Source organism: Vibrio sp. La 4.2.2 (assembly GCF_027586995.1).
In the GTDB taxonomy this organism is placed as follows: Bacteria; Pseudomonadota; Gammaproteobacteria; order Enterobacterales; family Vibrionaceae; genus Vibrio; species Vibrio mediterranei.
Genome location: NZ_JAPPTJ010000003.1, coordinates 343,015 through 362,501, shown reverse-complemented (window position 1 = coordinate 362,501; position 19,487 = coordinate 343,015). Strand labels below are relative to the sequence as shown.

At 43.7% G+C, this 19,487-nt stretch carries 20 protein-coding genes; 13 read left to right on the top strand and 7 right to left on the bottom strand.

The features are described 5' to 3' along the window. Nucleotides 1-21: 21 nt before the first annotated feature. The gene (locus tag OH456_RS08015) at nucleotides 22-537 is read right to left on the bottom strand and encodes a glycine cleavage system protein R (protein WP_006073901.1); all 516 of its coding nucleotides are present in this window, start codon (nucleotides 535-537) and stop codon (nucleotides 22-24) included. A 290-nt stretch (nucleotides 538-827) separates the two neighbouring features. Between OH456_RS08015 and OH456_RS08010 the strand changes: the two genes are divergently transcribed. The 9 genes from OH456_RS08010 (at nucleotide 828) to OH456_RS07970 (ending at nucleotide 9,916) form a co-directional block, all read left to right on the top strand. Next, nucleotides 828-2,243, top strand: a complete 1,416-nt coding sequence (locus OH456_RS08010) for a coniferyl aldehyde dehydrogenase (RefSeq protein WP_270033231.1) — start codon at nucleotides 828-830, stop codon at nucleotides 2,241-2,243. A gap of 22 nt (nucleotides 2,244-2,265) precedes the next feature. Next, nucleotides 2,266-3,441 (top strand): iron-containing alcohol dehydrogenase, encoded by a 1,176-nt coding sequence (locus OH456_RS08005; RefSeq protein ID WP_270033230.1) that lies wholly within the window; start codon nucleotides 2,266-2,268, stop codon nucleotides 3,439-3,441. Nucleotides 3,442-3,504: 63 nt separating this feature from the next. Further along, nucleotides 3,505-3,912, top strand: a complete 408-nt coding sequence (locus tag OH456_RS08000; RefSeq protein WP_088877063.1) for a hypothetical protein — start codon at nucleotides 3,505-3,507, stop codon at nucleotides 3,910-3,912. Between the two features lie 9 nt (nucleotides 3,913-3,921). Further along, the gene (locus tag OH456_RS07995) at nucleotides 3,922-4,344 is read left to right on the top strand and encodes a tetratricopeptide repeat protein (RefSeq protein ID WP_270033229.1); all 423 of its coding nucleotides are present in this window, start codon (nucleotides 3,922-3,924) and stop codon (nucleotides 4,342-4,344) included. A 13-nt stretch (nucleotides 4,345-4,357) separates the two neighbouring features. After that, nucleotides 4,358-6,100 (top strand): arylsulfatase, encoded by a 1,743-nt coding sequence (locus tag OH456_RS07990; protein ID WP_236109728.1) that lies wholly within the window; start codon nucleotides 4,358-4,360, stop codon nucleotides 6,098-6,100. 100 nt (nucleotides 6,101-6,200) lie between these two features. Then, nucleotides 6,201-7,442, top strand: a complete 1,242-nt coding sequence (locus tag OH456_RS07985; protein ID WP_006073910.1) for an anaerobic sulfatase maturase — start codon at nucleotides 6,201-6,203, stop codon at nucleotides 7,440-7,442. 4 nt (nucleotides 7,443-7,446) lie between these two features. Further along, nucleotides 7,447-7,914 carry a hypothetical protein gene (locus tag OH456_RS07980; protein WP_270033228.1) on the top strand — a complete coding sequence of 156 codons (468 nt, stop codon included), beginning with the start codon at nucleotides 7,447-7,449 and terminating at the stop codon, nucleotides 7,912-7,914. 80 nt (nucleotides 7,915-7,994) lie between these two features. Beyond that, nucleotides 7,995-8,396, top strand: coding sequence for a DUF4345 domain-containing protein (locus OH456_RS07975; protein ID WP_124940974.1), 402 nt, complete (start codon nucleotides 7,995-7,997; stop codon nucleotides 8,394-8,396). A gap of 17 nt (nucleotides 8,397-8,413) precedes the next feature. Then, nucleotides 8,414-9,916, top strand: coding sequence for an arylsulfatase (locus OH456_RS07970; protein ID WP_423250082.1), 1,503 nt, complete (start codon nucleotides 8,414-8,416; stop codon nucleotides 9,914-9,916). A gap of 45 nt (nucleotides 9,917-9,961) precedes the next feature. Here OH456_RS07970 and OH456_RS07965 read toward each other — a convergent pair whose 3' ends face one another. Further along, nucleotides 9,962-10,531, bottom strand: a complete 570-nt coding sequence (locus tag OH456_RS07965; RefSeq protein ID WP_006073917.1) for a TetR/AcrR family transcriptional regulator — start codon at nucleotides 10,529-10,531, stop codon at nucleotides 9,962-9,964. Between the two features lie 162 nt (nucleotides 10,532-10,693). Here OH456_RS07965 and OH456_RS07960 point away from each other — a divergent pair, with 162 nt between their 5' ends. From OH456_RS07960 to OH456_RS07945, 4 genes are all read left to right on the top strand, one after another. Continuing rightward, nucleotides 10,694-11,935, top strand: coding sequence for a CinA family nicotinamide mononucleotide deamidase-related protein (locus OH456_RS07960; protein WP_270033227.1), 1,242 nt, complete (start codon nucleotides 10,694-10,696; stop codon nucleotides 11,933-11,935). Nucleotides 11,936-12,128: 193 nt separating this feature from the next. Beyond that, on the top strand, nucleotides 12,129-12,368 hold the full coding sequence (locus OH456_RS07955) for a hypothetical protein (RefSeq protein ID WP_006073920.1): 240 nt from the start codon (nucleotides 12,129-12,131) through the stop codon (nucleotides 12,366-12,368). Between the two features lie 206 nt (nucleotides 12,369-12,574). Further along, nucleotides 12,575-13,594: a DUF2804 domain-containing protein gene (locus OH456_RS07950; protein ID WP_240206668.1), complete on the top strand. Its 1,020-nt coding sequence runs from the start codon at nucleotides 12,575-12,577 to the stop codon at nucleotides 13,592-13,594. A gap of 24 nt (nucleotides 13,595-13,618) precedes the next feature. Next, nucleotides 13,619-14,470, top strand: coding sequence for a sterol desaturase family protein (locus OH456_RS07945; protein WP_443088384.1), 852 nt, complete (start codon nucleotides 13,619-13,621; stop codon nucleotides 14,468-14,470). A 193-nt stretch (nucleotides 14,471-14,663) separates the two neighbouring features. Here OH456_RS07945 and OH456_RS07940 read toward each other — a convergent pair whose 3' ends face one another. The 5 genes from OH456_RS07940 to nrdA form a co-directional block, all read right to left on the bottom strand. Continuing rightward, a complete protein-coding gene (locus OH456_RS07940; RefSeq protein WP_038222859.1) occupies nucleotides 14,664-14,873 on the bottom strand; it encodes a hypothetical protein in 210 nt (69 codons plus the stop codon). 282 nt (nucleotides 14,874-15,155) lie between these two features. Continuing rightward, on the bottom strand, nucleotides 15,156-15,368 hold the full coding sequence (cspE, locus tag OH456_RS07935; protein ID WP_006073927.1) for a transcription antiterminator/RNA stability regulator CspE: 213 nt from the start codon (nucleotides 15,366-15,368) through the stop codon (nucleotides 15,156-15,158). Nucleotides 15,369-15,693: 325 nt separating this feature from the next. Continuing rightward, a complete protein-coding gene (gene yfaE, locus OH456_RS07930; RefSeq protein ID WP_006073928.1) occupies nucleotides 15,694-15,969 on the bottom strand; it encodes a class I ribonucleotide reductase maintenance protein YfaE in 276 nt (91 codons plus the stop codon). Beyond that, complete coding sequence (gene nrdB / locus OH456_RS07925; protein ID WP_006073932.1) at nucleotides 15,969-17,102, bottom strand: class Ia ribonucleoside-diphosphate reductase subunit beta; 1,134 nt, start codon at nucleotides 17,100-17,102, stop codon at nucleotides 15,969-15,971. Before nrdB ends, yfaE begins: the two co-directional genes overlap by 1 nt. Before the next feature lie 74 nt (nucleotides 17,103-17,176). Beyond that, entirely contained in the window at nucleotides 17,177-19,468 is a 2,292-nt protein-coding gene (gene nrdA, locus OH456_RS07920) for a class 1a ribonucleoside-diphosphate reductase subunit alpha (RefSeq protein WP_270033226.1), read from the bottom strand. Nucleotides 19,469-19,487 lie beyond the last annotated feature (19 nt).

Genomic DNA, 19,487 nt, shown 5'->3' with positions numbered 1-19,487 from the left:
CAAACTCTTAAGTAAATCTATTTATGATTCCAGAATCACTCGCGTATCTTCACTCAACGATTCTAACTCACTTGCCACATCTTTAATTTGCATTGCTGCAGGTATTTTGAGCGCCATTGTTGCTGTAAATAGGCTTGAACCAATACCACCGCCCCCCGCGATAAATACACGCTGGCAGTCCATATCTAGAATACGGATATCTTGCCCATCTAAGAACTGGGTAATTTCGTTAACGATACCGGCTCGGTCGTTAGCATCTAATCGTAACTGGAATACCTTTTCTTGATCATGACGATGCTCTTCGGTATCGGTGATTTGAACTAATAATCCTTGCTGTTCACTGAAAGCGCTTTTGACTGCTTGAACATTGTCCGTAGGAAGTTCGACCTTTATGACGGCGGCCACATGGTCTTCGATAAAATTCACTTTGCTCACCAGCCATTTACCGCCGTTTTCGTGGGTAACTGATGCAAGGTTTTTAATGGTGGCTGGGCTAGCTTGGCCAACAAAGTTGACAATGAAAGTACTGCTGCTCATACGATTCCCTCCACAGGTTTAAAACCAACAACTATTTGAATAGTTAACTCCAGTTTAGATCTAAAAAAGGTCGGTCGCATGATGAACGTCAAGTATTCACTCTAAAAACAAAACAAGATTATTGAACTGTAGTTAGGCGCACAATTTTCATGGTTTTTATTTGGTCAACAAAGAGTTAGCCATAATACCTCTCCCTTTCGCAGATCTAATTTACAGTTCTCTGACATTTAATTGCTAGACCGACCGGTTTGTTTTGATTATTGTGTGATCACTTTCTTAGGAGGACAACCATGCAAAACACGACTTTTGATGATTTGAAACTCATTCACAAGCGATTAAAAAAGCACTATCAAAGTGAACCAATGCCAAGCTATGAGGCTCGTGTTGCCGTGCTTACGTCGTTAAAAGTGTCGTTGCAACAATTCAGTGACGCGCTTTGTGATGCTCTGGATAAAGACTATGGAAAGAGAAGCCGACAGGACACATTAGTTGCCGACGTCTTGCCATGTATTGGTAATATTGACCACACCTTATCCCAGTTAGCGCAATGGATGAGTCCATGTCCGAGAGACGCGGGCCCATTACTTTCAAGCTCAACTGTAGAGGTGGTGTATCAACCTAAAGGAGTTGTCGGCATCGTTACTCCTTGGAACTTCCCTGTCATGCTTTCTATTGGTCCTTTGATATCTGCGATTGCTGCGGGTAACAGGGCGATGATCAAACTGAGTGAGTTCACCCCTGCCACCAATTCGGTCATTCGTGAAATGCTTGCAAGCTGCTTTAGCGATACTGAGGTTGTCGTCATTGAAGGTGAGGCCGATATTGCTGCTCAGTTCACCTCTTTACCATTCGACCATTTGCTCTTTACTGGCTCGACAGAAGTTGGTCGTAAGGTCATGAAAGCTGCGTCAGAAAACCTAACGCCAGTCACCTTAGAACTTGGCGGCAAGTCGCCAGTTCTTGTCGCGGATGACGCTGATATTGAGATGGCTGTGGAACGCATTATTTATGGCAAGAGTTTGAATAATGGTCAGGTATGTGTAGCTCCTGATTATGTATTGATTCCCGACGGCAAGCAGCACGCTTTTGTTAAGGCATATGTCGAGCATTATCAAAAACTGTTTCCCCAAGGGGTAAACAGCGACTCGATGACTAGTCTGATTAATCAGCGTCAATTCCAACGTCTTCATGATTTGCTCTCCAGTGAATTGGCGGCAGAGTCTCTTGTTACTGCCTGTCATAAAGAAGCGCTCGATGTGGAAAGACAACTGATGGCGACACACTTAATTGTTAATCCATCTCTCCAATCACCGGTTATGACTCAAGAAATTTTTGGTCCCTTATTGCCGATCATCACCTATTCCACCATTGATGGTGCAATTAACTTTATTACTGAGAGACCGAGGCCCCTAGCACTTTATCTGATGAGCGAAGATGACTCATTGCAACGCAAAGTTGCTAATCAGGTGCACTCTGGTGGTATGTGTATTAATGACTGCGTTTTCCACCTAGCGGTCGATGATGCGCCATTTGGAGGTATTGGTGAGTCTGGAAAAGGGGCTTACCACGGTAAAGAAGGCTTCCTAACTTTCTCTCACGCCAAGACGGTGATGACGACCGATGCAGAGCAACACAATGTCAGCTTATTACTTGGTCCTGAAGATAACGAATTCAAACGTGCAGTACTAAAAACACTGTGCGCATAACTGACTAATTGGAGATTCAACTATGAATAACTTTACTTTCAACCTTAGAACCGTCGTTCACTCTGGTGCATCATCCATAGAAGCGATCCCAACCCTGTTTAAAGCGAAAGGGGCGCAGCGAGTGTTGTTGGTCAGCGATAAAGGCCTTGAGTCATTGGGATTCGTAGAGCGTTTGGCATCGCTGTTTTCGACAGAAGAGAAGGTGAAGCTTGCGGGGATTTACACCGATATTGAAGCGGACGCGAGCTGTTTGGATATTGATCGCGCTCTGGAATTTGCAAAACAGGTGAATGCAGACAGTATTTTGGCGCTTGGCGGGGGGAGCGTTATCGATGCATCAAAAGGTATCAAATATGGTTTAGAACATAAGCTTGATGATATCCGTGATGCGATTCAAGGTGGTGGGCGTCTTGAAGTTGGTCCTGATGTAAAACCGTTTTCAATTCCTCATATAGGCGTACCGACAACGGCGGGGACAGGTGCAGAAGCATCGCCTATCGCGGTTTTTTATAATGACAGAGAGCAGGTTAAAGCGAGTTTAGTCGTCTCTGGACTTGAGTGCGATATTGCGGTTTTAGACCCTGAGCTGACAGTGAATTTGCCAGCAGCGTTAACAGTATCTACAGGTATGGACGCATTGACCCATGCTATTGAAGCACTGGCATCGCCTTTAAGTAATACCTTCACTGATGCTTATGCGACGCAGGCGTGTCGCTTGATACTGAATAACCTACCGCAAGTACTTCAGTCTCCGCAAAATGTAGCGGCTCGTTGTGAGCTCCTGCAAGCAAGTACCATGGCTATTTCTGCTTTCTATTCGTCTTTAGGTGGCATACCGATCCATAACTGCGCGCACGCATTTGGCGCGGTAGCGCATATCCCACATGGTGATGCCAATAGTGTCTTACTACCAGTGGTGATTGAGGCGCTTCCAGAGTTTTACCTCCCAAGCATTAACAAATTAGCAGCGGTATTTGGTATATCACCTAGCTTAACAGACGCTGAAAAACACCAAGAGGTTGTACATTCATTACGTGCTTTCCAGGCGTTAGTGAATGCGACGCAGAGCTTTGCCAAATGGAACCTAGATGACAACAAAAAAGCGCAGATTGTCTCTGGGATAGAAAAAGACATCAGTTTCCAGTTCTACCCGATTGCTCAAGAAAAGGTCACCGCAATACTCGAGACTACTTGTTAATTTTCCAACTTACTCATTGCGGCATAGGGATGTGCCTCACTTTTTGAATACTAGGAGGCAACTATGTTTTTTACTCAACACGTCAACAAGATGCTATTGGTTACCGGTATTGGGACCGCGGCGGCTTTCGCTTATGCATTTTTCCCACAATGGGCCATTACTCACATCGGGCAATTACCTTATTTGGAGCAGGATTTTGTGTTCTATCAACACTGGGGTGTCATGGTAGGCATGATGGGAGTGATGATGGTGGGTGCGGCTTTCAAACCTCAGTGGAGAGAGAGCATCATGCTTTATTCTGCGGTTGAGAAAGGCTTTATGGTGATTCTTCTTCTGCTTAACTACAACAGCCCTCATATTACCGGTTTTTTACTTGCAGGAGCCATGGATACGTTCGTTGTGATTTGGACGTTAGCATACTGGAAAGAGCAGAAAACCATACGTTTACAAGCCTCAACCTTGCAACACTAGCGTCAAACTATGAATAAACGCATTCAAAATTGGTCGCTTAGCTTTCTCTGTTTGCTTTTTATTGGGACGGCATGCCTGGGGTACGTAACAGACACACCAAATACCTTATCTAGTGATGTTGGTACTGCGTTTCAAAACGGTTATGCGGGTGACGCTGCGGCGCAGTACGAGATTGGTATGTTTTATCTGCAAGGTGTCGAATCTGAGGGTGAATATCTTGAATCTACTCAAGAAAAAGCACGCAAATGGATATTACGAGCAGCGACTCAGGGGAATGCAGACGCTCAATTACAGCTTGGTCTTATGTACGCAGCAGGGACTGGTGGCGAGAAAGATCATTCTCTAGCGGTTAGCTGGATAGGCAAAGCCGCTGAACAGAATCATCCTAGAGCACTGGATATGCTCCATTGGATGTCACAAAGTGCTCACTAAACAAGGGTGAACCATGAATAATTCCAAAACTATCCTATGCACGGCCATAGCAGCCTCTTGTGCACCAAATGCATTTGCTACGCAGGAAAAACCTAATATTTTACTCATCGTTGGTGATGATGTCGGATTTGCTGATACGCAACCTTATGGCTCTGAAGTGTCAACACCAAACCTGATGCAACTGGCTGAAGAGGGGGTGAAATTTACCAACTTCCACGCTTCACCCACGTCATCTGTCACTCGCTCTATGATGTTAACGGGTGCCAACAGTCATGAGGTTGGGCTAGGCACGTTCGACTATGCCGTCTATCCGCCAGCTATTGGCAAGCCAGGTTATGAAGGCTACCTCACTAAAGATGGCGTAACCGTAGCGACGTTACTTCGTGATAATGGCTATCATACTTACCTTTCTGGGAAATGGCACTTGGGTCATGATGATGGTTTCCTGCCGGATGATCGTGGCTTTGAACAGAGCTACGGGATTTTGGCTGGCGGTTCGAATCATTTCAATAGAGATATGATGTTCCCGGCGAAAAATGAAGCAACAGCAAAAGCGTTGCAAAAAGGTGAAATGCCCGGCGTAGAGGTCGAGCCGACTTATCAAAATGGTCAACAAGTAAAAGATAAGTATCCGGGAGAGTATTCAGACCAAGGTTATACCGAAGAGTTAATCAGCATGATTGATAGTAATAAGGACTCCGGAAAACCTTTTTTTGCCTATTTACCATTCACAGCGATTCACTTGCCACTACAAGCACCTAAAGCATCGTTTGAAGATAAGATTGCTTATTACGTAGAGCACGGATGGGACTCTGTTCGAGAAGACCGCTTTAAACGAATGCAACAGATGGGCGTAATTCCAAAGAGCGCTACGATGTCCGATAGAAATTCACTGAGTAGACCATGGGATGATCTGTCAGATGAACAAAAGCAATGGTATGGCAAAAAAATGGCCATTGCTATGGGAATGATGGAGCTTCAAGACCAGCAGATAGGTCAGGTAACTGATTATTTGAAGAAGATAGGTGAGTACGACAATACGTATATTATCTATCTCGCAGACAACGGTCCGGAAGCGACGGATATTACGGGGAAAAATGTAAGTGATCTGATTCGTACTTGGACCGATTATCACTTTGACAATAGTACCGAAAATCTGGGTAACGCAGACTCAAGTGTCTCATTGGGCCCAGAATGGGCAAGTGCATCGACTGGTGGATTGTCTTGGTTTAAAGCGTATACAGCAGAAGGGGGAGTACGTGTTCCTCTGATCATCAAACCTGCCAAAGGTGTCCTTGGAGAGAAGGAGTCACTGGAGGCCGGAACTCAAACTAATGAATTGGCTCAAGTAAAAGACCTCGCTGCCACAATATTGGATGTGGCCGATGTTGAACCCGCTGGCGGTAAATATAAAGGCAGAAAAGTGGCCCCAATGAGCGGTCAAAGCATTATGCCTTACCTACAAGGTGAGCAAGAGACTGTCCATAGCGAAGACAATGCTATCGCGTTCGAGTTATTCGGCAGCGGCATTCTTCTTCAAGGGGACTTTAAGATCATTCGAATTTCGAAAGGGATGGGAGGGGACAGTGAGTGGCATATGTACAACACCAAGTTAGACCCTGCTGAAATGATAGACCTGAAACACCAACGTCCTGAGCAGTTCCAACAAATGTTAGCTGCTTACAAAGAGTACGAAAAAACAATGGGTATCGTACCAGTGGATGAACAATGGAATCCATTTGAAAACGTGAAGTAAAAAATTTCGCCTCAATGCAAACTGACCGGTTTGTATTGAGGCGAGTTCATCCATTTAAAAATGTTGAACAGTTTGGATACTTTCTTAAGAGGAACACACCATGTCCCACTATCATCTTAATGTACCTCAGTACCAAGGTCAGCCTCATGCTAAGTTTCAGGCGTTGGCGAAACCAATTGGAGCGGTGTGTAATATTAACTGTGACTATTGCTATTATCTGGATAAACAACAGCTACTAGAGTATCCCAAGAATCGCTCGTACAAGATGAGTGATGAGATGCTAGAGCGTTATATTCGCCAGTACATTCAAGGTCAAAACACGCCAGAGATCGTCTTCTCTTGGCATGGTGGCGAGCCAACGATGCTAGGTCTTAGTTATTTTGAACGAATAGTAGAGCTTCAAACGAAATACGCTAAACCCTATGTGAAGATAGTGAATGATATTCAGACCAATGGGCTGTTAATCAATGACAAATGGTGTCAATTTTTGGCGAAACACGCATTTAGCGTAGGTTTGAGTATTGATGGCCCAGAACAGCTTCACAATACATATCGCAAGAACCGCTGCGGGCAGGGGACGTTTAGCAAGGTGATTGAAGCCGCCGAACATCTAAAGCGTCATGGTATACACTTTGCGACGCTGACATGTGTCAACAACGTCAATGGAAATTACCCTTTAGAGGTGTATCGCTTCTTAAGAGATGAGATTCAACCATCACAAATTCAATTTATCCCAGTTGTTGACCGAGATGAAGAGATAAAATGGGCTCAGTGTTCTGAAGCTGCAATCATCCCTGTATCCGCTCAAACAACAAGCTGGAGTGTCGCTCCGACTCAATGGGGAGACTTCTTAACGACCATTTTTGATGAATGGATGAAGCAAGATTTTGGCAAAGTTCATATTCCTTACTTTGAAAACTTTTTCGGAATTTGGATGGGTAAACCGAGTTCGATGTGTACGCTAAGCGATATATGCGGCAAGGGCATTGCTGTCGAACCTAATGGCGATGTTTACGCCTGCGATCACTATGTTCATCCTGAACACAAAATTGGCAATATTGAGCAGACGCCATTGGCGGCAATCGCTTTATCAAAACAGCAAATGACCTTTGGTTTTGCGAAACAAAGAGCGTTGCCCAAACAATGTTTGGAGTGCAAGGTGAGGTTTGCTTGTCATGGTGAGTGTCCAAAGAACCGAATCATAAAAGATAAGTACGGTAACCCTGGACTTAATTACTTATGCCAAGGTTGGCAACAAATATTTCATCATGTTGACCCAGTGATTACGCATATACTTGAGCTAAATGGAATTGCGAAAACAACATGTAAAGCTATTGGGTGAGAATATGGATAGTTATTTACTACTCGGCTTGGTCATGGCGCTGCTCAGTATTTGGAAAACCTATTCTGGTCCCGCATTAGCAGGTTTTGTTGGTTTTAGTTATCCAGAGATGTTGCTGTTTAATGTGGTTCCGGCATTAATTGCAGGCTATTTCGGCTGGTTTATAGGACGATATTCCTTTTACCTTTATGCGAGAAAGAATTTTCAGCCCTACAGGCCTAAGTTGAGGCGATTCGTAACCGCATGGAAAAGGTATGGTAATAAGACTATGGCCACACTTGCTCCTGTTCTGGTTGGCATTCCACTCTACACCTTAATCGCTAGGCGCCTCAGACAAAGTCACATTACTACCTTTATTTTACTTTCATTGTCTATTTTGTGTTGGAGCGGTTTGAGTTATTGCCTAGTCAATGCATTAAATCTTAGTACACATCTCAATTTACAAGGCTTACTTAGTCAGATAGGGCTTTGAGCTAACTTACTCTATTAAATCTGAAAATTTGCTTTATAGATACCAGCAACTAGTCTGTAAGAATAAACAGGAGAAGCAACATGACGCATACACAAAAGTTCTTGTTATTGGCGGTCCTTGGATTAATCCCTATTGCCTTAATGTATGGCTTGGTTCCTAGCATTACCTTACCTTTCCTGTTTGATATTGATGCATCACCGATTAATGTGAGTCATATCTTTCGCGCTGTAATGGGGCTTTATCTTGCATTGGCGGTTTATTGGCTTATGGGGGCTTTCGGGACGCAGCAAATGGCGCGTTCTGCACTACAAAGTCTGATTGTGTTTATGTGGGGGCTGGGTTTAGGTCGTGCTATTAGCATGGTCGTCGATGGGATACCAAATGGGCTGTTAGTCGTTTATCTTCTCCTCGAAATAGGGTTTGGAGTAGTAGGGATTGTGCTTCTCAAAAAAGATGATTTTGAAACCAAACGAGTCGCGTGAATATATTAGGAGGCAGGATGCACCGTATATTAATGAAATGGTTAGTGCTGAGTTTATTAGGCTTGAGTTCACTTGCGAATGCGAATGAAAAGCCACCAAACATTTTTGTTATTTTTACTGATGATATTGGTATCTCTAACCTAAGTGCTTACCATCGAGGGTTAATGAGTAGTGAGACGCCCAATATTGATAGTATTGCTGAAAAAGGAATGTTGCTGACGGACTATTATGCACAGCCTTCTTGCACAGCAGGACGCTCTGCGTTTATTACCGGACAGTTCCCCGTTCGTACCGGCATGCATACTGTTGGTCTTCCAGGTAGCCCAGTAGGACTGAATGCTGAAACACCGACACTACCGGAAATACTGAAAACCTTAGGTTATACAACTGGCCAGTTTGGTAAGAACCATTTAGGTGACCGAGATGAAGTGCTACCAACAATGAATGGTTTCGATGAATATTGGGGTTGGTTATACCATCTTAATGCGATGGAATACACTGAAGATCCTGATTGGCCAAAAGGCGAAGCGTTCCAGAAATTCGCACCAAGAAATGTGATTCATTCCAAGTCAGATGGCAAGGGTGGACAAACCATCAAAGATGACGGGCCTTTGACCATCGAACGCATGCGTACTTTAGATGATGAGGTTAATAAACATGCCATCAACTTCATCGAAAATGCGGTGAAACAAGACAAGCCTTTCTTCACCTGGTATTGCCCTTCAAGAGGCCATGTTTGGACTCACTTGTCTCCAGAGTACGAAGCTATGCTCGGACAAAACGGTTGGGGCTTGCAAGAAGTCGTGATGAAAGACCTCGATGATCATGTCGGTGAGATGCTTGCCAAATTAGAAGAGTTGGGTGTAGCGGATAACACGATTGTGATCTTTACGGCGGATAATGGGCCAGAAATCATGACTTGGCCTGATGGCGGAATGACGCCTTTCCATGGTGAAAAAGGCTCAACTTGGGAAGGTGGTGTCCGTGCGCCTCTGTTGGTGAGCTGGCCAGGTAAAATTCCAGCAGGAAAAATACACAACGGGATGTTTGATGGTATGGACTGGTTACCTACGCTGGTTGAAGCCGCAGGTGGACCAAGCGATCTCAAACAACAAATGCTGACAGGGTATGAAGGCTTTAAAGCGCATTTAGATGGTTACAATCAAATATCGATGCTCACTGAACTAGCACCGTCAAATCGTAAAGAAATCATTTACTACGAACGTGACAGACTTCAAGCGGTTCGCGTTGGTGATTGGAAAGCTCATTTTGTGGTGCAAAATCATGGCTGGAGTGGACCGAAGGAAGAGCTTAATGCACCGCTGCTCTTCAACCTACGCCGGGATCCTTATGAGCGTGCTGCCGAGGAGTCTGGTATGTACATCAACTGGATGGGCAAGAAAATGTGGGCATTTGGCCCAGCTCAGGCAGCGGTACAACAACACTTAGAAACCTTTAAAGAGTGGCCTCCTGTCACTTTTGAGCCGGATGCGGTGGATGCGTCCGGAATAGGGCGCTAAATGGTGGTTCATTAACTCAATTTACTAAAGGGCTGCTTGCAGCCCTTATTTTATCAGTAACTTGGTTTCCATCATGGCTTGCTCTAAATGCGTTCGGTCTTTTTGCATCGCGCAAAGTAATGTGGCACCTAACCACTTGGCATAAAGCGTTCGCGAGACCATGTATGGATTTTCTATAGCTAGCAGACCTTGCTCGTTACCAGATGCGAAATAATCCGCCATGCGATTAATGACTTTTTCAGCGCCGTTATCCAGTTCGACTTGCATACTTGATGATGTCCCAGATATTTCACCAGACAATTTCACGACTAAACATTTAATCCGAAAATCTTCTGTCACCTTTGAATCTGACCAAAACTCGAAGTAATGTAACGCGCGCTGTTCAAAGGCAATGGAGCTGTCTTCTAGATATTGACTGAGCGTGTTTAGATGGTCTTCAAAATAGTCTTCTAATAACTGGCGGCCGAAATCTTCCTTCGATTTGAAATGATGGTAAAAAGAGCCCTTCGTTGCGTTCGCTTGCTGAATGATCTTCATAATACCAATGCCAGCGAATCCATGTTCGCTAATGAGGTCAAACCCAGCGTCGAGAAGTGTTTGTTTTAAATCAGCCATAAGTCCGCCATTTGTTGAAATCGGCGACTATTGTAACTCTGAACAAACAGACCGTACAGTCTAGCAGCGTTAACATCGTTAATCGGATGATTTGCCACGAAATCGCTATTGCTATTTCAATAACTCATGTCATCCTTATGAAAAAACCTACAAGGAGAGATCATGCCTAAAATTGCAATGTTGAGTACTGGTGAAGAGGTATTGTATGGCGATATTGTTGATACTAATGCCGCGTGGCTCAGCCGTGTATTTTATGAGCATGGGTTTTCCATGTCGAAGCGCTCTACAGTAGGTGACCAGCGAGCTGAGTTGCTACAAGAAATGATCATGCTAAGTTTGAATCTGGATGTGGTGATCGTCAATGGTGGCTTGGGGCCTACGTCTGATGATCTCACTGCTGAAGTAGCTGCGGAAGCCGCGGATCAATCTTTGGTCTTGAACCAAGGTTGGTTGAAAACACTTCAAGCCTTCTATGCTCAACGCGGTAAATCCATGCCTGACAGCAATATCAAACAAGCAATGTTGCCAGAGGGCGCGGTGGTGGTCGATAACCCAATTGGCACCGCATGTGGTTTCAAAATGATGATCAATGATTGCTTGTTTTACTTCACTCCAGGTGTCCCAAGCGAATTCAAAAAAATGACGCTTGAGCAGATTTTGCCTGACTTAAAACATGAATTCCCTAATCAACAAGGTAGGGTATGCCGACGTTTATATACGTTTGGCCTATCGGAATCTGGTATTGCAGACACGCTTTCAAGTCTTAATCTACCGCCGGAATATGAGTTGGGCTATCGTTCTTATCTTCCTTTTATCGAAGTCAAACTGTTTGGTCCTTCAGACGATTTAGAAATAGGGTCAAGAGTGCTCTCGATGATAGAGAAGCTCTTGCATAGTAATGTTGTCAGTGTCGATCAACCTATGCTGGACAGAATTGGTCATTTGGTTGAGTTACACAAACCAACCATTGCTATATCTGAACATGGTACCAAGGGTTACCTAGCCTCTTGGCTTCAAGACAATGAACAGATTGAGCAATATTGCGGGGCAACATGGGTACTTGGCTCTAAAACGGCATCGCCGCTTGATAGAGACAGTGAAAGGTTGGGGGCCACTCTAGCGCTAGCAGGAGCGACAAAAAGCAACTGCAGTTCAGATATTGCCTTGTCCACAGGAAAGCTTGAAGGTGGAGAGTTCTCCGTGGCGCTTTCAACGCCCAAAGGTGAATGGGGGCAGACGCTAAAACTGCAACGAAGCTACAGCTCTCAAAGTGTAAAAACTGTCATTAGTACGGTGGCGGGAGATATGCTTAGACGTTACCTAGATAATAAGCCAATGTTCCCTGATTATGGCTTTCTTACTCGTACCGAAGAGATATTTCTACCAACGGATCAGTTAACTTGATCCTACTAAGATAAATATTCAACATAGTGCCTATATTCTATTTTGTTATGTATATATGAAAATTAGATCTAGCTCACAATAAGCTGATCTCTAACAGGAATTTCAAATTCTCATTTTTGAGAGTAGCCCTTTCTTTTTATTTGATTAAAATCAATGTTCACCCTGAAAATGGTGGTGTGTAGGAGGGGTAAATATGATCCAGCAATCAAGAATAAGAGTGTTTTATCAGATCGCCAATGAGCAGATTATGCTTGGCGAAGCACTCAGCAAAAAATGCGGTGATATAGCGGCTATGTGGTTGAAGGCTCCTATGGAAGAGATCCTGTCTGATGACGGTTTTAGAATCTCGCTCTACGATGATGGTGGACGTCGCATTGCAGACAAACATGTTTCTATGGGTACAGCAGACTCAATATTGTCGACTGTCGACTGAGACCCAATTCAAGTTACTTTAGGCTGATCAATTTGATCAGCCTTTTCTTTTTCTGATGTTTATTTGTACGATTCTGTGATCCATTTTGTGCTTTTGCTCTAATTTGTCCACAGTTGCCGATTCTTGTCTCATACTTTGCGAACCCACACTTTGTGAACCAACAAAAATAAGGCCTAAATAAGGCTATGAGAAGAGAAAGTACTAGAATGAATACGCCTTCTGTTCAACAAATTAAATCGCTAATGGGAGTAGATGGTAAACCTAACTACGGTCATCTTTTATCCATTCCTGAAGCACTAGACATTGCCAGCTTTCGCTACTATTCCACAATGGATAGAGAACGCAGTTCACTCGCTAAATATTTCCATTACAAGCAGTTTCAGTTTGTCAGTATTTTTACTTCAAAATACGTTTTAGGCATAGCGATCGCTGATATTCGCTACCTTGGAACCAGTTTTTGCTATCTCTATGACATTGAAAAAAAACAACTCGTTGAAGAGAGTTGGATGCGTCCCGTGGGATTAGGGTATTCACTCACAGCGTCGCCTTGGAAAGGGAAAGCACAGTTCAATCAAGGGCAGATTTGTTTTGATATTGAAGAGGGAGAGTGGCGGGTTCGAGCTAAGTGTAAAGCGTTCGAATTGGACGTATTGCTTGATGCCGGAGATGCAGAAAGTACACCGCTAATGGTTTCATCGCCTACAGGCTACAACGGATGGACTTATACGCAAAAGCATAATGCATTGAATGTGAGGGGAGAGTTCAAGGTAGGTGGTCAAACGCAACCGATGGAAAGTTGTCTAGGGGGGTATGACTTTTCAGCAGGTTTTATGAGGCGTGAAACAAGTTGGCGCTGGGCGAGTATTAACGGTAAAGCTCAAGGTGTGACAATTGGTCTTAATCTCGCGGCTGGAGTAAACGAGACGGGGGTAACTGAAAATGTACTTTGGGTTAATGGTAAGCGTAGTCTATTAGCGGGTGTAATGTTTGATTTTGACCGACAAGTACCAGATTCTGACTGGCGCATTTATGATGACCAAGGGCGAGTCGATTTGACCTTTCAACCGCTTAATGCTCGTAAAGAAAAACTCAATCTTTGGGTACTTAAAAGTAATTTTCGCCAGTTCATTGGCCACTTTTCTGGTGTTGTAAAGGATGAAGAAGGTCGCGAGTATCAACTTTCGCAAGTAATGGGATTAACCGAAGACCACTTTGCAAAGTGGTAAATACAAACAAAGAATCAATGGAATATGATGGATAAACTTGTTCAAAACCCGGAGTGGTTGTTAATTGTATTAGCTCCTTTATTTGTCATTATGATGGTGCTCGAGTATTGGCTTGGTCAACGGGGAAACCGCCTGCCAAGCTCTGCGCAGTACTCTCTAAAGGAATTGGCATGTAACTTCTCGTTGGCTGGGCTTCATCAACTTACCGATCTCGTTGCGGGGCTGTTTATCGCCAAACTATACCTGCTAGTGTTTGGCTGGAAACTTTTTGATATCAAGATGTCATTAGGCATGTTTTTGGCGTTAATGGTATTACAAGACTTTTTCTACTATTGGTTCCATCGAGCGAGTCATCGCATTCGCTGGATGTGGGCTGCTCACGTTGTCCACCATAGTTCCGAGAATATGAACTTCAGTACCGCATTTAGACAGAGCTTAATGTACCCGCTAGCGGGAATGTGGCTGTTTTGGATGCCACTGGTCATTATAGGTTTCGACCCTAAATGGGTGGTATTTGTAGTGCTGCTGAATCTAGGTCTACAGTTCTTTGTTCATACACAATGGATACGTCGATTAGGGCCCCTTGAATGGGTGATTAATACCCCATCGCACCATCGGGTTCATCATGGTGTCAACGCGCAATACATAGACAAAAACTACGCGGGAATTCTGATTATCTGGGATCGAATGTTTGGGACTTTTGAGCCTGAAGTAGAAGAAGTTCGTTATGGAATCAGTAAGCCAGTTAATAGCTTCAATCCAATCACGGTTACTTTTGCCGAATGGAAAGATATGCTAAATGACTTATCACGCAAAGATCTGACGTTAAGGGCGAAAATCAAAATGATTTTATCTCCGCCAACGGATACGCATTAACCTAAGATTGATCAAATTACTGCTGTGATAAAGGTTGAGTGTTGTGACGAGAGTGAGTAAGGCGAGAGAGTCACTATAAAAGTCGCAATATTATCAAGGTGCTGAAGGCGGTAAGCACGTTGATGGATAGTGTTTATGATTAGTTATAGTGATGGTCAATGGATACTGGCCTTAGTAGTGAAGGTACTGATTATCAAGCCTGTAGTGAGAACTTTCCGATTAGCTCGTCATGGACGTTGGTAATGGTGCCAGTATGAGTAGATTCACAGTAACTAAACGCCAAATTTAGGTCTTTGGTTTTTGCTCTGGTGAGAAAGTGTCTAAGCAAAATATCGCTGTTTAGTTGGTGCGGTTCAGAGACCCAAGTTACATTATCTTTGATTGATTTAAACGTTACTTTCATATTTCTCCTATTTGGATTTTTGTGTGTTTTTAGTGGATTCACGGTTTTGGTAAAACCAAAAGCGTTTTCTGCCGATAGATCGAGACATAATTTACCTAAATATAATGATGCTAATTGTAGATTTAATACCATCAGAGAGTGATGGATGTTTGAGCGTGTTGCTTGATAGAGAAATGTATAGCGAGAACGTTGAGAGGAGAGGTTATTGCTAGTTTTTTCTAAAATCCAAAGTGAAAAGATAAGATGAAAGCGGTTAATGATGCCGCTTTCATCAATAAAATCTTATAGAGCTACAACGTTTGCAGCTTGAAGGCCTTTCTGGCCTTGCTCTACTTCAAAAGACACTTTTTGGCCTTCTGCTAGAGTTTTGAAACCTTCAGATGCGATAGCACGGAAATGAACGAATACGTCAGCACCGCCATTTTCTTGAGCTAGGAAGCCGAAGCCTTTCTCTTCGTTAAACCATTTTACTGTGCCGTTTACTTTGTTAGACATGATGTGTCCCTTATATAAATTTAAAATTGTTGCGATGCGCTGATGGGCTGGAATTATTTAATGTATCGATGAAGCTTAGGGAAACACTGAGGATGACGACAATAACGAAGAGATTCTGAGAGTTTTACTTTTACAACTGGATATTTCATTTAATAACTCTGAACAACAGAGCGGCGCCAGTATGGGGCTTATAAAACACCTTGTAAAGGGTTATTTTTAATGTTGTACGATTTAGTGAAGGGAATTGCACACTCGCTGACTACACCTGCTCAAACCCGCAGCAATAAAAAACGGCTCTGGAGAGCCGTTTTGGGAATGACTTGAGCTATGCTCGCTTCTTAACTTGATGCGCAATATTGTCGAGCTCGATATCAGTTTTCGCTCGACAAATACAAGGCAGGATTTCATTACCTTGTGTATATGCCATTGCAAACCCTACATATTCCACTTCTCCCGAAACCAGTGTACAGCGGCAAGCGCCACAGTGCCCGTCTCGACAGTTGTATTCAGGTTCTAACCCTGCTTGCTCCATAGTCTCTAAGACTGTGTTTGAAGGGTTAGACTCTATAGTGGTGATAGAGTTTATCTTAATGGTTGGCATTAAAGTTCGAAGCCCTCGAAGTCGTCTGCGTTTACTTCATTGTCGATTTGACCGACAAGGTAAGAACTGATCTCTGCTTCTTGTGGTGCAACCTGTACATTATCAGATGATAACCAAGCGTTAATCCAAGGAATTGGATTCGATGTAGCTTCTGGATAAGCTGCATCAAGACCAACTGCCTGCATACGAACGTTCGAGATATATTCAACGTATTGGCACAGGATATCTTTGTTAAGACCGATCATAGAGCCGTCTTTGAATAGGTATTCTGCCCACTCTTTTTCTTGCTCTGCCGCTTCTTTGAATAGGTCGAAACAGTCTTGCTTACATTCTTCAGCGATTTGCATGAATGAGAAATCGTCTTGACCGTTACGAAGCAGGTTAATCATGTGCTGAGTACCGGTTAGGTGCAGCGCTTCATCACGAGCAATCAGCTTGATGATTTTCGCGTTACCTTCCATCAGTTCACGCTCTGCGAACGCAAACGAACAAGCGAAACTCACGTAGAAACGAATCGCTTCTAGTGCGTTTACTGACATCAGACATAGGTACAGCTTCTTCTTCAGGTCGTACAAGTTAACTTTAACTTCTTCGCCTTTGATGTTGTGCGTACCTTCACCGAAGCGGTGGTAGTCGTTTGTCGCTTGAATCAGATCATCGTAGTAGTGTGCGATGTCCTTCGCACGCTTTAGGATGTGTTCGTTTTCAACGATATCGTCAAAAACCACACCCGGATCGTTCACGATGTTACGGATGATGTGCGTGTAAGAACGAGAGTGGATAGTCTCAGAGAATGACCATGTCTCGATCCATGTTTCTAGCTCTGGAAGTGACACGAGCGGTAGCAGAGCAACGTTCGGACTACGACCTTGAATCGAGTCTAGAAGCGTTTGGTACTTCAGGTTACTGATGAAAATGTGTTTTTCATGCTCTGGCAATTTGTTGTAGTCAATTCGATCGCTTGATACATCGACTTCTTCTGGACGCCAAAAGAAGGAAAGCTGTTTTTCAATCAGCTTTTCAAAAATCTCAAATTTTTGTTGGTCATAACGCGCAACGTTCACTGGTTGACCTAGGAACATTGGTTCTTTTAATGCGTTATTCTTTGTTTGGGTAAAAGTACTGTAAGCCATTGTGCTGCAATCCTTTTTAAGCCCCTCCGTTTAAGGGAAGGGCGAGAAAATCTTAACTTGTTTACTGCGAGATATTAAATCTTACAGCCGCCGCCTGCGCAATCGTCATCTTGCTCAACTACTACTACAGATTTGTCGCTTTGGTCGTCTTTCGCACCGTCGCGAGTGTTATGGTAGTAAAGTGTCTTCACGCCATATTTATACGCAGTAAGCAGGTCTTGGAGCAATTTCTTCATCGGCACTTTGCCGCTTTCGTAAACGCTTGGGTCATAGTTAGTATTTGCTGAGATCGCTTGGTCAACGAATTTCTGCATGATACCTACTAGATGCAAGTAACCGTCGTTGTTGCCGATGTTCCAAAGTAGTTCGTAGTTCTCTTTTAGATTAGCGAAGTCTGGAACAACCTGTTTCAGGATACCGTCTTTTGATGCTTTCACTGAAACGTAGCCACGAGGTGGTTCAATACCATTAGTCGCGTTAGAAATCTGAGAGGAAGTCTCAGATGGCATTAGCGCTGTCAGTGTTGAGTTACGTAGACCAAATTCCATGATTTCAGAACGTAGTGCATCCCAATCATAGTGCAGTGGCTCGTCACATACTAAATCGACATCATTCTTGTAAGTGTCGATAGGTAATAGACCTTTCGCATAGTTTGTCTCATGGAACGATGGGCAACGACCTTGCTCTTTCGCCAGTTCGACAGACGCTTTTAGCAAGTGGTATTGAATCGCTTCAAATGTACGGTGAGTAAGGTTATTTGCAGAACCGTCAGAGTACTTAACACCATTTTTCGCAAGGTAGTAGGCATAGTTAATGACACCGACACCCAGCGTACGACGATTCATCGTAGACTTATAAGCAGCTGGTAATGGATAGTCTTGATAATCAAGTAGAGCATCAAGAGCACGAACCACTAGGTCCGATAGATCTTTTAGGTCATCGAGCTCGTTGATTGCACCAAGGTTAAATGCCGAAAGTGTACATAGCGCGATTTCACCTGAGTCGTCTTCTACGTTTGACAATGGCTTAGTTGGCAGTGCGATTTCTAAACATAGGTTAGATTGGCGAACTGGCGCAACTTTTGAGTCGAATGGGCTGTGCGTATTACAATGGTCTACGTTTTGAATGTAGATACGACCTGTAGAAGCACGCTCTTGCATCAGTAGAGAGAATAGCTCTACCGCTTTAACGGTTTCTTTCTTAATTGATGGATCGTTTTCGTACTTAACGTATAGACGCTCAAACTCATCTTGATCTTCAAAGAACGCGTCATATAGACCTGGTACGTCTGAAGGCGAGAATAGAGTGATGTTGCCACCTTGAACTAGGCGAGCATACATGAGTTTGTTCAGCTGAACGCCGTAATCCATGTGACGTACACGGTTTTCTTCTACACCACGGTTGTTCTTAAGAATAAGTAGTGATTGTACTTCGCCATGCCACATAGGGTAGAACACAGTTGCTGCGCCACCACGAACACCACCTTGCGAGCAGCATTTAACCGCTGTTTGGAAGTACTTGTAGAATGGGATACAACCAGTATGGAATGCTTCGCCTCCACGGATTTCAGAGCCCAGCGCGCGAATACGACCGGCATTGATGCCGATACCAGCACGTTGCGAAACGTAACGAACAATTGAGCTTGCTGTTGCGTTAATAGAATCTAGGCTATCGCCACATTCAATCAGTACGCACGAGCTAAATTGGCGCGTAGGAGTACGTACACCTGACATAATTGGTGTTGGTAGAGAAATCTTGAATGTTGATGTTGCATCATAAAAGCGCTTGATATAGTCAAGACGAGTCGCTTTTGGATACTTAGCGAATAGGCAAGCCGCTACCAGGATGTAGAGGAACTGTGCACTTTCGTAAATCTGACCAGAAACACGGTTTTGAACGAAGTACTTACCTTCAAGCTGTTTTACGGCAGCATATGAGAAGTCGTGATCTCGAGTGTGGTCGATATAGCTATCCAACTCATCTAATTCAGACTTAGTGTAATCTTCCAATAGATGTGCATCGTACTTGCCCATCTCTACCATTTTAGAAACATGGTCAAATAGCGCTGGTGGCTCATATTGGCCATAAGCTTTTTTACGAAGGTGGAAGATAGCTAAACGCGCAGCTAGATATTGATAGTCTGGTGCATCTTCTGAAATCAAATCTGCAGCAGACTTGATGATAGTTTCGTGGATATCTGACGTAGTAATACCATCATAAAACTGGATGTGAGCCTTGAGTTCTACCTGAGATACAGAAACGTTGTTAAGCCCTTCTGCAGCCCATGCGATGACGCGATGGATTTTTTCGAGATCGATACTTTCTTTGCGGCCATTACGCTTAGTAACGGTAAGTTGTTGGTTCATTCTGAGGTGTTCCCTAACA